Annotated in this window: 11 protein-coding genes; 9 read left to right on the top strand and 2 right to left on the bottom strand. The window is 65.4% G+C overall.

What is annotated here, in order from left to right; all coding sequences use genetic code 11:
* Positions 1-99 precede the first annotated feature (99 nt).
* Entirely contained in the window at positions 100-1,104 is a 1,005-nt protein-coding gene (locus tag FOE78_RS03980) for an acetylxylan esterase (protein ID WP_143985168.1), read from the bottom strand.
* Between the two features lie 61 nt (positions 1,105-1,165).
* Here FOE78_RS03980 and FOE78_RS03975 point away from each other — a divergent pair, with 61 nt between their 5' ends.
* The 3 genes from FOE78_RS03975 (at position 1,166) to FOE78_RS03965 (ending at position 4,183) form a co-directional block, all read left to right on the top strand.
* Entirely contained in the window at positions 1,166-1,666 is a 501-nt protein-coding gene (locus FOE78_RS03975; protein ID WP_143985167.1) for a SixA phosphatase family protein, read from the top strand.
* Positions 1,667-1,954: 288 nt separating this feature from the next.
* The gene (locus FOE78_RS03970; protein ID WP_143985166.1) at positions 1,955-3,505 is read left to right on the top strand and encodes a sugar transferase; all 1,551 of its coding nucleotides are present in this window, start codon (positions 1,955-1,957) and stop codon (positions 3,503-3,505) included.
* Positions 3,506-3,607: 102 nt separating this feature from the next.
* Positions 3,608-4,183, top strand: a complete 576-nt coding sequence (locus FOE78_RS03965; RefSeq protein ID WP_143985165.1) for an arsenate reductase/protein-tyrosine-phosphatase family protein — start codon at positions 3,608-3,610, stop codon at positions 4,181-4,183.
* Between the two features lie 79 nt (positions 4,184-4,262).
* On the opposite strand, the gene FOE78_RS03960 is transcribed toward FOE78_RS03965, so the two are convergent.
* A complete protein-coding gene (locus tag FOE78_RS03960; RefSeq protein ID WP_143985164.1) occupies positions 4,263-5,738 on the bottom strand; it encodes a polysaccharide biosynthesis tyrosine autokinase in 1,476 nt (491 codons plus the stop codon).
* Between the two features lie 321 nt (positions 5,739-6,059).
* Here FOE78_RS03960 and FOE78_RS03955 point away from each other — a divergent pair, with 321 nt between their 5' ends.
* The 6 genes from FOE78_RS03955 (at position 6,060) to FOE78_RS03930 (ending at position 13,317) form a co-directional block, all read left to right on the top strand.
* Positions 6,060-7,445, top strand: coding sequence for a lipopolysaccharide biosynthesis protein (locus FOE78_RS03955; protein ID WP_143985163.1), 1,386 nt, complete (start codon positions 6,060-6,062; stop codon positions 7,443-7,445).
* Positions 7,432-8,772 (top strand): hypothetical protein, encoded by a 1,341-nt coding sequence (locus FOE78_RS03950; protein WP_143985162.1) that lies wholly within the window; start codon positions 7,432-7,434, stop codon positions 8,770-8,772. The genes FOE78_RS03955 and FOE78_RS03950 overlap by 14 nt, the downstream gene beginning before the upstream one ends.
* A gap of 120 nt (positions 8,773-8,892) precedes the next feature.
* A complete protein-coding gene (locus tag FOE78_RS03945; protein ID WP_266095005.1) occupies positions 8,893-10,020 on the top strand; it encodes a DUF1972 domain-containing protein in 1,128 nt (375 codons plus the stop codon).
* Positions 10,020-11,153, top strand: coding sequence for a Gfo/Idh/MocA family protein (locus FOE78_RS03940; RefSeq protein ID WP_143985160.1), 1,134 nt, complete (start codon positions 10,020-10,022; stop codon positions 11,151-11,153). Before FOE78_RS03945 ends, FOE78_RS03940 begins: the two co-directional genes overlap by 1 nt.
* 52 nt (positions 11,154-11,205) lie before the next feature.
* The gene (locus FOE78_RS03935) at positions 11,206-12,075 is read left to right on the top strand and encodes an aldo-keto reductase family protein (RefSeq protein ID WP_210414794.1); all 870 of its coding nucleotides are present in this window, start codon (positions 11,206-11,208) and stop codon (positions 12,073-12,075) included.
* 3 nt (positions 12,076-12,078) lie between these two features.
* Positions 12,079-13,317, top strand: coding sequence for a glycosyltransferase (locus tag FOE78_RS03930; RefSeq protein WP_143985158.1), 1,239 nt, complete (start codon positions 12,079-12,081; stop codon positions 13,315-13,317).
* The last annotated feature ends 2 nt before the right edge of the window (positions 13,318-13,319 follow it).

Genomic DNA, 13,319 nt, shown 5'->3' with positions numbered 1-13,319 from the left:
GAGATCTCGCCCGGATCGACGCCCCAGTACGACGAGAAGCCCGCCGCCTCCAGCCGAGATCGCTGGAGGGACCTTCGGTGGGTCGACGCGTCGCCTCGTTCAGCTGAAGATCTTGCCGAACCAGTCCAGCTTGGCCTGGGTCTGGTAGTCGCCACCGCCCTCGTGGTTGTTGTGCGAGTAGACGTTGATCGACTTGACCGGCGGCTCGCCAGAATTCTCACCGTAGAAGTTGTACGCGGCGTAGACGGTCGACGGCGGGCAGGTGTTGTCCATCAGCGCGACCGAGAACAGCGTCGGTGCGGTGGCCCGCCGGCCGAGGTTGACGCCGTCGAAGTAGGACAGGGTTCGGTAGGCGGTCTCGACCTGATCGCGCCAGCCGTGCAGATAGTTGGTGATCTCCGAGTACGGCGAGGCCTCGGTGATCTTGAGCGCGCGCTGAAAGTGACACAGGAACGGGACGTCCGGCGCACAGCCGACCAGTTCGATCCCGGCGTACGGGGCCAGCCCGGCGGCCGCGATCGACAGACCACCGCCCTGACTGCCGCCGGTCACGATGATCTTGGAGCTGTCCACCAGCCGATTGCTGCGGACCGCTTCCAGACAACGGATCGTGTCGGTGTAGAGCCGGCGGTAGTAGTAGTTCGTCGGGTCGTCCAGACCGGAGGTCATGAAGCCGGGCGCGTGATTGAAGCCGGCCTCCGCGGCATCGTCGGGTGTGGAGGCATAGCCGCCCGCATTCCAGCCCTGGCCGCGGGTGTCCATGATCACGTGCCCCCACCCGGCGGCCGCGTACACGGTCCGGCCGAAGGGGAAGCCACGGCCGCCGGAGTAGCCGAGGAATTCGACGACGGTCGGCAGCGGGCCGGTGGCGCCGGCCGGCACGGTCAGCCAGCCCTTGACCCGGGTGCCGCCGAAGCCGCTGAAGGTGACGTCGTAGGTGTCGAAGACGGGCGTGCCCGCGTCGATCTTGTCGAAGGTCGGGTTCAGATCGAGCTGCCGAGCCTCGGCCAGCGTCGAGGTCCAGAAGTCGTCGAAGTCGCCCGGCTCGGACACGTCCGGCCGATACTGCTGCAGTTGATCAAGATCAAGATCGAACATCGCCATGAGCCGGCATCCTAGAGCCACCGCGCTGCCGCAGTCACCGTGGTGATCGTAGGGTGAGCACATGGCAGGCAAGCACACGCTGTTGTTGCTGCGGCACGCGCAGGCCGCGGAATACGCCGGTGGGGTCCGTGACCACGAGCGTCCGCTGACCGACCGTGGCATCGAGCAGGCGACGGAGGTCGGCAACGCCATCCGCGCGGAAGGCGTGTCGATCGATCAGGTGCTCTGCTCCTCGGCAACCAGGACCCGGCAGACCTGGTCGGCGCTCGGGTTGGACAGCAAGATCGAATTCAGCGACGAGATCTACAGCGCCGGCAGCGACACCCTGCTGGAATCGGCCAGGCTGCTGGACGAGGAGGTCGTCACCGCCATGATCATCGGGCACGGGCCGGCGCTGCCGCGGCTGGCGGTCGAGCTCGCGGGCCCTGGTTCGGACCAGCGTTCGTTGGATGTGATCAACAGTCGCTACCCGACGGCGACCCTGGCTGCGTACGAGGTCGACGTGCCGTGGGCAGATCTTCAGGTCGGCCGACTGCTTTGGCTGCGTCTCGGCCGCCACTGATCACCCCACACTCCCCTTCTTCACACCGCCCGGACCTGGCTGACGCGACACGGAACACATCCGACGAGGTTCTTTCACCGAAACTCTCCCCGTCGTGGCACTCGACGCGATAGCATCAATCCGAATCTCGGGGGAGATTGGTTGCGCGGGTCTGCGGCATCGCTGCATGCGACCCACGGTTCGCGTCCATGGCCGCGACCTGGTCGCAGGCCCGCAAGACCCTTGACCCCGTGGTTGCACAACGCGCCAGTGGCGCGACATTGCGGGGGATATCGGGGGATATCAGGCATGTCAGCACCTGACACTGCCGTCACTGTTTTTGGGCCTGACAGCATCGGGGCCGAGGACTTCAACGACGGCGCACTCATCAACGCGACTTCAGCAGCACAGATCGACGAGCTTGCAGTTCGAAGAGCCCGTCGAGCAGCGGAGAGGACGAACGACTACCGGCGACGAACGGGCTACTACGTCCGGATGCTCGTCGCTTGCGACGTGGTTGCCGGCATGTCGGCGGTGGCCGCGATCGGTTGGTTGCCGTGGGTCAACGCCGCCGGGATCGCTTACTGGCTTACGCTTCTTGGCGTTGCCATGATCATCTGGCCGGTCGCCAACGCGGCCGCTTCGGGTTATCAGCGACGCCGGCTCGAGTCGGGTGGCAGCATCCGGACCGCGCTGACGGCCATGCTGATCATGGTGATGCTGGTCTGTCTGCCGGCAGCGTGGCTCGGATCGGTGCCGGTGGTTCGGGCGGTCCTCGTGGCCGCTCCGACGGCTGCCGTAGTCAGCGTCGCCGGCCGGCTGGCCGTCCGCCAACTGCGGCGTCGCGAGCACCGCTCCGGCGAATCGCGTCGCCAACTGATCTTGGTCGGCGGCGCAGACTCGGTGGCGGAGTTGCGCCGTACGATCGACCGCGATCATCGAGCAGGCATGGAGGTCCTCGGTGTCTGCGTGCCGACCGACGAGTTGGTCCGCGCCCGGTCGCTGGAGTTACCGGTCGTCGGTGATCTGGCCGACGTGGCGACCATCGCCCGCGATCTCGGTTGCCATGCGGTCGCGGTGGCGGGCACGGACGGGACGCCGCCGGGATTCCTGCGCCGGCTGGCCTGGTCGCTGGAGGATCAGGACGTCGACGTGCTGGTGCATTCCGGTCTGGTCGGGGTGACCCGATCGAGGGTCCGGCTGGAGTCCCATCCCGAGTTGTCGCTGGTCCAAGTCGAACAGCCGCGGTTCACCGGATGGCAACGCCGGGCCAAGCGGATGCTGGACGTGATCATGACCAGCGGCGGGCTGTTGATCATCTGGCCGATCCTGGCGGTCACCGCACTGGCGGTGAAGCTGGAAGACCGTCGTGGCCCGGTGATCTTCAAGCAGTCCCGGATCGGGATCGACGGGAGACCTTTCACGATGTACAAGTTCCGCTCGATGGTCGTCGACGCGGAGCAACGATTGGCCGCACTGGCCACCCAGAACGAAGGCGCCGGCCCACTATTCAAGATGGAACACGACCCCCGCGTGACCCGGGTCGGCGCCTTCATCCGCAAGTACTCGATCGACGAACTGCCCCAGCTGTTCAACGTACTGAACGGAACCATGTCGCTCGTCGGGCCGCGGCCGCCGCTGCAGTCCGAGGTGGACGAGTACGCCACCGACACGCACCGACGACTGAAGGTCGTGCCGGGACTGACCGGCCTGTGGCAGGTCAGCGGTCGCTCGAGCCTGACCTGGGACGAGTCCGTACGGCTGGACCTGAGCTACGTGGAGAACTGGTCGATCGGGCTTGATGTCAACATCATCCTTCGGACGGCAACCGCCGTATTTGCCGGCCGCGGGGCTTATTGAGAACCAGATCGGGCACGCAGAGGTCCACGCCCGGTCGACAGCGCGCGTACGTACATCCGAGCGCCGGCGTCGTGAGACGCCGGCCGAGCCGGTAGGTAGGAGATGCCCCAGACCTTCGACGTCCTGCTGATCTGCACAGCGAATCAATGCCGCTCGCCGATGGCGGAGTTCTTGCTCCGCGATGTCGTCGCCCGCCGAGGGCTTGACTGGCGTGTCGGTTCGGCGGGCACCCATGCTCGCCCCGGTCGGGGCATGGACGAGAAGGCCAGCAGGCTGCTGCATTCACGCGGCATCGACGTCGGCGACTGGTGTTCCCGGCGGGTCGAACGCTGGATGCTGGAGAACAGTCAGTTGATCTTGACTGCCACCCGCGAGCATCGGACCATGATTGTCGGATCACGTCCGGACCTGATGGCGCGAACCTTTCCGCTGCTGCAATTCGCCGCATTGGCGGAGGTGGCGCACGCCAACGCACTCGTCCCGCGGCCCAGACACTTGACCGGAACGTCATCCCTGGACGGGACGTCCCTGCTGGAGGCCGTGAAGTCGGCCCAGGGACAGACGCAGATCCAGCCGGACGATGTTGATCTTGCTGATCCGGTCGGCCGGTCGTACCGCAGGTTCCGTGCCTGCGCCGAGGTGATCGACCGCGCGATCCGGCAGATGCTCCCCGACTGATCTTCGGCGACAGCCGCTGTCAGTCGATCATGGTGACGTCATCAGTCACCGATGCGTCGCGGTTCGGGTTGATCAGCGATCACCGCGGCGTCGCCGCCGCGCTTTGGGGCACGGGGTTCTTCTCTGCGCTCTCGAGGCCGAGTCGGCGACCACCGTCCGATGGGATTGCTGCTTCGGCCCCGCTGTCGGCGGCCTTCAGCCCGACCGTGGTATCGCTCAGGACGGCATAGCCGTCGCCTGCGTACTGCTTGCGCTCGCGCCGGCTCATCCGCCGCATGTTCAGCACAGTGCCGACGATCCGTGCGTCGACCCCGTGCAGCGCGCGAGCGGAGTTGGCCACAGTCGTCCGCGTCGTCTTTCCGTACCGGACAACGAACAACACCCCGTCGGTCAGTGCCGAGGCGATGACCGCGTCGGCAACCGGCAGCAGCGGCGGCGCGTCGATGATGATCTTGTCGTATCGTCCGCGCAGCTCCTGAAGCAGCTTTTCGGTTTTCGGCGAGCCCAGCAGCTCGGAAGGATTCGGCGGCAATCCGCCCGACGTGAGTACGTCGGGTCCCTTGTCCCCCCAGCTCTGGATCGCCTCGTCGACGGACACATGCCCGACCAGGACATTGGTCAGTCCGACGCCAGGCTCCAGGCCGAACAACTTGGCGACCGACGGTCGCCGAAGATCACCGTCGATCAACAACACCCGATTGCCCGACTCGACCAAGGTCAGAGCAAGATCGGCCGCAACCGTCGACTTGCCTTCCAACGGAAGCGACGAAGTCACCAGCAGCACGTCGGTGGCCTCGGCGGTGTCGATGTAGAGCAGATTCGTCCGCAGCTGCCGGAAGCCTTCTGCTCGGCTCGAGGTGGCTGCCGGTCCGACGATCAGCGGCTCCTTCTTCACCGCGCCGTCATGATCAATCGTGCCGATCACGGGGGCGCCGACCAGCGCCGCCGCAGTCTCCGGCGTACGAATCGTGACGTCCAGCAGCTCGCGCAGCAACGCGATCGCCACGCCGATCAGCAGGCCACCGGCGAAACCGAAAACGAGGTACTTCTTCAGGCTCGGCGCCACCTGGACGGTTTCGGTCGGCCCGGAAACCACCGACACCTCGACCATGGTCTGGCTCGAGCCCTGATTGTCGAGTTCATCCACCATCGGCGGGAAGACGCTGGCCACCGAATGTGCGATTGTCTGCGCGTCCTGCGCCGAACCGCTGGTGACCGTCGCCGTGACCAACACCGTCGACGGTTGCGCCGAGGCGGTGATGTTGCCACGGATCTCGTTCGCCGGGATTCCGCTCTGGTCCGCGACCTCGTCGGCCAGCCGATCTCCCTGCAGCAGCAGGGCATACGAGCTGACTCGACTTTCGGCGAACTGCCCGGCCGCCTGCGGATTCGAACCCTCGGCCAGCGGCGAGGCGACGTAGAACGTCACCGTCGACGCGTACGTCGCCGGCGTCACCCGATAGGCACCGAACGCGGCACCCAACCCGGCCACGACGAGCAGACAGATGATCAACCAGTTCCTGCTGAGCGCGTTGAGATAGCCACGCAAGTCCATCTGGACGAACCTTCCCCCGAAGTCCGCGACGCGCAGAAACCGACGGCTGCGCAGCCACAATGCAGCTACATCCTAGGTCGCCCGGGGCCAGTCCGTCGGATCGGGCGAAGACCGGTGCTCATCTGGCGTTCAAAAAGCCTTCCGGCCAATCCTGCGAACCGGACGTGGCGACCCCGCGGAGGCGCTAACCTTGCCTGCGCGCGCAGTCAGAGGACGCTGCTGACCGCGTGCATTCGGGAAGGGGGACCCGATGTTTGAAGCCGTGACGCCTGTCCAAGTCCGTTATTTGATCATGCTCGAGCGGGGCGCCTGGCGCCACCGATGAGCCGCACCGCGATCGGACCAGAGCAGGCACAGGTCTCGACCACCAGCAGCGCACGCAAGACCTGGTCAGGCGTTGCCAAGAGCGCCGGCATCAAAATCGTCATGCTGCCGGTCGGCGCCGTCGTCGGCCTGATCATCACCCGTTTGGTGATCACCCACTACGGCGAGGCCGCGTTCGGCCAGTACGGGCTGCTGGTCGGCATAGCCAACCTGTTGCCGTTTGCCGACCTTGGACTCTCCGCGGCGATCATGAACGCCGTTGCCGCCTCGGATCGTCCGGATCAGGACGAGAAGGTGCGACTGACCCTGGTCAGCGCCTTCCGGCTGCTGGCCGCATCAGCAGCGGTGATCATCGCAGTCGCGTTCCTGATCACCGCATTCGGTGACTGGAGATCCCTGCTGGGGAACGGATTGACGCCGACCTCCGGTTCGTTGGCCGCAGGGCTGAGTCTGGCGCTGATCGGTTTTGCACTGCCGTTCGGCGTCGGGCAGCGGATCCTTACCGGGATCGGCCAGAACCACGTGTCGATCGTACTGACCAGCTTGAACCGGCCGCTGGTGTTGCTCGCCCTGTTGGTCGCGATCTGGACCGGAGCCGCGATTGGTGGCTACGTCGCGCCGATCGTCTACGCCGCTGCGGCGGTGATCAGCCTGCTGATGACGGTGATCGCAGCCCGCAGGATCGCTCCGGCAGTGGGTGTCGCGCTCCGGCAATCCCTCCAACTCCGTACGGTGCGGGGCGCGCGCGTCTTCGACGTTGCCTGGCCGATGCTGATGCAGATGGTCGCGCTGCCGATCGCGCTGCAGTCGGATCGGATCGTGCTGAGTCACCTGTCGGATCTCGAGCAACTGAACCGGTACAACCTCGCCACCCAGCTCTATACGCCGATCCTGCTGGTAATGAGTTCGGCCGGGATGACCTTGTGGGCAGTGTTTGCCCGCGAGCGGGCCGGCATCGGCGAGTCCGGCACTTCACCGCATCGGATGGCACTGGTGTTCGCGGGACTCGGCGGCGTTGCCGCGATCGCGATGAGTGTGCTGTCGCCATGGCTGGCCGACCTGGCCACCGGCGGCGAGGTCGGTTTGCCGTTGCTGTTGTTGATCAGCTTCTCGGTGCTGATGGTGGCGCAGGGCGTGAACTACCCGCTGGGGATGTATCTCACCGAGCCGTCGGGGCTGCGCTTCCAGGCGGTGATGATCTTGCTGATGCTGCCCCTCAATCTCGGGCTGTCGATCTGGCTGACCGGTCCGCTGGGCGCGAGCGGTCCGGCGATCGGATCGGCCGTCGGCGTGTTGCTGTGCCAGGTCGTCGCCAACTGGATCTACGTCGGACGCCGTCGTCGGGCAGCGGGCTCAGGCGAGGTCCCCGATGTCACTGCTTGATCATCCGCGGGTGCATCGACTCACCGGCGCCGTCGTCGCGGCGAGTGGCGACGATCAGCGCTCGTCGGTCGACGTGGACGCCTCCAGCGGCTGGCGGACGCTGGAACAACTGATCTGCGTGATCGTCTTGTTCCTGCTGGGATGGCGAATGATGGTCAAGGGCGGGCTGACCGTCGGCTACATCGCCGCTCTGCTGCTCTGCCCCATTTGGATCGGGGTGGCTCGCCGTTATCGGCATGGCACCTTGTTGTTCGTCTGTGCAGGTTTGACCTACCTCAGCGGGATGGCGCTGACCGCGTTCGCCGCGCAGGATCATCGACACGCCGCCTTCCACGACATCCTGCACGACTCGAGTCTGTGGATCGGCACTTTGGCGGGGGTCGGGGTCGTGCTCTGGGCACGGACGATCCTCAACCTGGGCTGGATCGGGGCCTCGTTCGGGGTCGGCATGTTGCTCCGCAACATCACGCATCCCGATGTGCTCGCGCCGACGAACATGTGGAAGTTCGTCTATTCGCTTCCCCTGGTCGTGATCGCCTTGGCCATCGTCAGCGGCCGGCGCAGCAAGATCGGTAGCGTGGTCGTTCTTCTCGTCTTGGCAGGGATATCCGCTGCCCTGGACTCGAGATCGCTGTTCGGCACGCTCCTGCTGGCGGCCGTGCTGGTGGGCTGGCAGCTCCGACCGCGCAGCGGCGCCAAGCCGATCGCCTGGGGCTGGACGGCAGCGCTGGTCGGCGGCTTGGCCGCGGCGATCTACAACTTGGCGACGGCGCTGATGCTGGACGGTGCGCTCGGCGCGGAGGTTCAGCAACGCAGTGAACTCCAGGTGGAGACCGCGGGCTCGCTGATCTTGGGCGGTCGGCCGGAGTTGGCGGCCACCCTCGCGCTGATCAGACATGACCCGTGGGGCTTCGGTGTCGGTGTCGCGCCGAACATCTTCGACGTGATGACCGCCAAGGCGGGCATGATCAAGATCAACTACGACCCGGACAACGGCTATGTGGAACGCTTCATGTTCGGCGGGCATGTCGAGTTGCACTCCAGCGCCGGCGACCTGTGGGCGTTGTTCGGGATTCCGGGGCTCGCGATGGCCGTCGTCATAGTGCTGCTCGCCATCCGTGGCGCAGCGCAGTCGATCAGCGCGCGCGAGGGCAACGGCTTGTTGATCTTCCTGGTCTGCTACACGCTCTGGAACCTGCCGTTCAGCCCGCTCTACTCGTCGGCTCCAGCGCTCGCCCTGACACTCGGACTGGCCCTTTCCATCGGACCGCCCCGATTCTCGCAAGATCTGCCAGGAAGAGGGTTCAACTGGACCAACAGCAGCTAAAGTTCGTCATGACGCGGACGGGTGCAGGATCCTGACCTGCCGCGGTTCAACTGATTTCGGGGGAATTCAGGCATGTCACTTCGACGTCGTTCGCACGCGCGCTCACGCACGGTCAGAATCTTGGGGACCCATGGCGTTCCCGCCCAGTACGGGGGTTTCGAGACCGCAGCGGAGAACGTCGGTCTGCACCTTTCCAGGGCCGGTTGGCGGGTGATCATCTACTGCCAGGCGGAGGGCACGGGCAAGGCGAGCTACGACACTTGGCAAGGCATCGAGCGAGTAACTATTCCGGTGGATCTGCCCGGTTGGCGTGGCACCTCGAAATTCGATCTGCTGTCGGCGATGCATGCCTCTCGGCACCGCGACGTCTGCTTGGTGTTCGGCTACAACACCGCCGTCGTCAACGTGCTCCAGCGAGCGCGCGGCGTGCCACTGGTCTTCAACATGGACGGGATCGAATGGTCCAGAAAGCGTTGGGGCAAAGCCAGGCAGGCGATCCTGTACGTCAACGAGAGAATCGGCTGCCTGCTCGGTCACGACCTGATCGCCGACCATCCCGAGATCGAGACCTACCTGCGGCGCCACGCCCGGGCGAGCAAGATCACCATGATCCCCTACGGCGCGGACGCTGTCACCGATGCTCCGGTGGATCCGTTGCGCTCCCTCGGTCTGGCGCCGAGCAGCTACCTCACCCTGATCTGTCGACCGATCCCGGAGAACTCGATCTTGGAGATCGTGCGCGGCTTCTCCGCACGCCCGCGCGGCGTCAAGCTGGCGATCCTCGGTGACTACGACGGAAGCACCGATCCCTACCATCGCGCGGTGCGCGCCGCTGCCAGCGACGAAGTCGTCTTCCTCGGGTCGATCTATCGGCCGGACGTGACGCAGACGATTCGTTTCCATGCGCTGGGATACCTGCACGGACACACCGTCGGCGGAACGAACCCATCTCTGGTCGAGGCGATGGCCTCCGGTAACCCGGTGATCGCGCACGACAACGTCTACAACCGCTGGGTGGCCGGCGCCGGCGCGCTGTACTTCCGGACCGAGGACGATGTCGATCGCTCCGTCAGCACGCTGCTGGACGACGCGGACCTACGCCGCACATTGTCGACAGAAGCCCGGCAACGCCATGCAGATCTCTTCACCTGGGAGCAGATCGCCGGACAGTACGAGCGTCTGCTGACCCAGCATCTGCCGACAGACATCGAAAACCCGGCATCGCTTACAGTCGCCAGGGAGGCGTGATGATCAAGATAGGAATCGCGGGACTCGGAAAGATGGGCTTGTCCCATCAGGCGATCCTGGGGGCTCATCCGCAGGTCGAAGTCGCGGGCATCTGCGACACCAACAGCTATCTGCTCGGGGTGCTGCACAAATACACCGGAGTGCCGGTCTTCAATCGCCTGGAGACGATGCTGGACGAGGCCGACCTGGACGCGCTGGTGGTGGCGACGCCGTCGCGACTCCACGCGCCCATGGTCCGGCTGGCTATTGATCATGGTCTGCACATCTTCTGTGAGAAGCCGTTCTGCCTCAGCACCGCCGATGGCACCGCTCTCGCGAACGCGGCTGCGGACAAGAATCTGGTGACCCAGGTCGGCTATCACAATCGGTTCGTCGGCGCATTCGCCGAAACCAAGCGGCTGATCGACAACGGCGCCATCGGAGACGTCACGCACGCGCTCGCCGAAGCGTACGGCCCGGTGGTGCTGCGGCCGTCCGGCGGCACCTGGCGCAGCCAACGATCCGAGGGCGGTGGCTGCCTCTACGACTACGCAGCGCACCCAATCAACTTGATCAATTGGTATCTCGGCACGCCTCTCGGCGCAGGCGGCACCGTGCTGAATCGGGTGTTCTCACGTGAGATCGACGACGAAGTCGCCTCGACACTGTATTTCGATCATGGTCGTACCGCGCAGATCTCGGTCAGTTGGTCAGACGAGTCGGTGCGCAAGATGTCCACCCAGTTGACCCTCTGGGGCACCGAAGGCCGGATCTCCGTCGATCGGCAGGAGTGCCGCGTGTATCTGCGCGACGGCTCTCCGATGCGATCATCGGGACCGGGCAACTATCAGCCCGGCTGGAACGTCAAATACACCACCGAGCTCACCGAGCCCGTCGACTTCTATCTGCGCGGAGAGGAATACAGCGCCGAGCTGTCCCATTTCATCACCCGCTGCGAGAAGGGCGAGGTCGACGGCGAGAACTCCTTCGAGAGTTCGGTGATCACCGATCGCACGATCGAAACCATGATCATCGACGCACAGCGGGCTTCGATGACTCGCTACGACGAGTCCACCGTGGCGACTCCTGCGCGAGGCTCGAGTCCGCGAGGTGGCCGGGTCGGCCGACTGGCGCGACGACTGGTCCGCCGATGATCGTGACAAGCCTGCCCCACAACGGATTCCATCAGAAGGCCAGAAGATGATCATGGATCGGCTCCTGTTCGGCGACAACCAGTTCTTCGGCGTCAACCACATGTCCGAGGAGAAGGCACGCGCGCAGCAGATGCGATTTCAGGACACCCGCGCGATCATGCAGGTCCTGGACGCGGCGTACGACGAGGGCATCACGACCTTCATGTGCACGACCCACGACCGCGTCGGCGAGATCTGCTCGGTGGTCAGGGCGGATCCGGATCGATACGACCGGATGACCTTCTTTCCCTGCATGCCGTACGCGCACAAGTATGCCAACGCTGTCACCGACTACGGCATGATCGGCGCGCTGAAGCAATTCATGCCCGACAGCGGGTTCTTCGACGCGGCGCTCCGCGGGACCTCATCGCTGGCTCGCAAGGACATCGAGGGTATCGTCACCCTGCTCGTCGACGCCGAGATGAAGATGTTCCAGGGCTTGCCGACGCCGGCGATCTGGCTGCAGAACGTGGTTACCGATCTGCTGCTCGGGCTCGGATTCGACGAGGCCTTTCGCATTTTTGCCGATCATGTCCGCAGCCGCTACAACGCGGAGCCCGGCTTCATCACGATGAACCTGCCGCTGCTGCTCGACCGGCTGGCCGGGGTCGGGGTGGAGAACCCGCTCGTCTGCTCCAACATCAACAAGATCGGCTTCCGGATGTCGGGCGGTCCCGATGCGTACGCCCGAGCGCTGCGCGAGCGCCAAGCTCGGGTTGTCGCCATGTCCGTGTTCGCCTCCGGCGCAATTCCGGCTGCGGAAGCGATCGATTGGGTGTGCTCCCAGCCCGGAGTCGAGTCGATTGTGTTCGGCGCGTCGTCGCGGAGCAACATCGCTTCGACCCGCGCCCTGGTCGATGAACACTGGGGAACGAGAGTCTGACCGATGCCGGCATTGCGACGACGTCACCCGCGGTCGGGGCCGATCCTGATCGCGAACCCCGGATCGGATCTCTACGGCTCGGACCGGGTCATGCTGGAGACGGTGTCTGCGTTGGTCGGACGGGGCCTGTCCGTTGTGGTGACCATGCCCAACTACGGTCCGTTGGCTGCGGAGGTCGAGCGCCGAGGCGCCACGACGATGATCACGGCCACGCCGATCATCCGGAAGTCTTCGCTGCGGCCGGCGGGGATGGCGCGGCTTCTCCGAGACACCGCGTACGGCATCCCGGCGGCGATCTCGCTGATTCGTCGGTTACGCCCGCGCGCCGTCGTGGTCAACACGGTCACCGCCCCGATCTGGTTTCCGGTCGCTCGGCTGCTGGGCGTGCCGACCATTGGTCACGTCCACGAGGGAGAGGCCAGCGTGTCGTCCCTCTTGCGTCGGGCCCTCGCGCTGCCGCTGATCTTCACCGATCGACTGATCGTCAACAGCCGCTTCAGCCACCAGGTGATGACCGACGCACTGCCGCCGCTGGATCGTCGCTCGACCATCGTCTACAACGCAGTTCCAGGGCCCGAAAACCCAACGCCGCCGAGGAAAACGCTCGACCCGCCTATCCGGCTGGTGTTCGTCGGCCGGCTCTCGGCGCGGAAGGGTCCGCACGTCGCAGTGGAGGCGGTGCGGCTTCTTGCTGAGCAGGGGTTGGACGTCCGGCTCGACCTGGTCGGGGCGGTGTTCCCCGGCTACGAGTGGTTCGAAGAAGAACTGCGCACCGCTGTCCGGCGGGCCGATCTGCAAGATCGAGTGATCTTTCACGGATTTCAATCCGACGTTTGGCCCTACAGCGCGGACGGCGACATCTGCGTGATCCCGTCCACGCTGGATGAACCCTTCGGCAATACAGCCGTCGAAGCAGCGCTGGCCGCTCGGCCGTCGATCGTCAGCAACACCAGTGGCCTGATCGAGGCCAGCGCCGGGATCGGGTCGGCGGTCAGGGTCCCGGCCGGCCACGCCGAGGCGATCGCCGATGCCGTGAGAACCATCGCTGACGACTGGGATTCCTACCGCACGCGAGCCGTTGCCGATGCCGCGTACGCGCGCGTCCGTTACTCGGCGCAACGCTACGGGGACGAGATCACCAAGATCATCACCGACGCAGTCGACGGCAAGACGGGCAAGAGAACGCTTCGTCATCGACCGGTGGGCGGCACGACCGGGCCGGCCCGAGCGCAGGGGAGTTGATC

It is taken from the genome of Microlunatus elymi, assembly GCF_007362775.1.
Classification (GTDB): domain Bacteria; phylum Actinomycetota; class Actinomycetes; order Propionibacteriales; family Propionibacteriaceae; genus Microlunatus; species Microlunatus elymi.
This window is presented reverse-complemented; position numbering and strand designations above follow the sequence as displayed.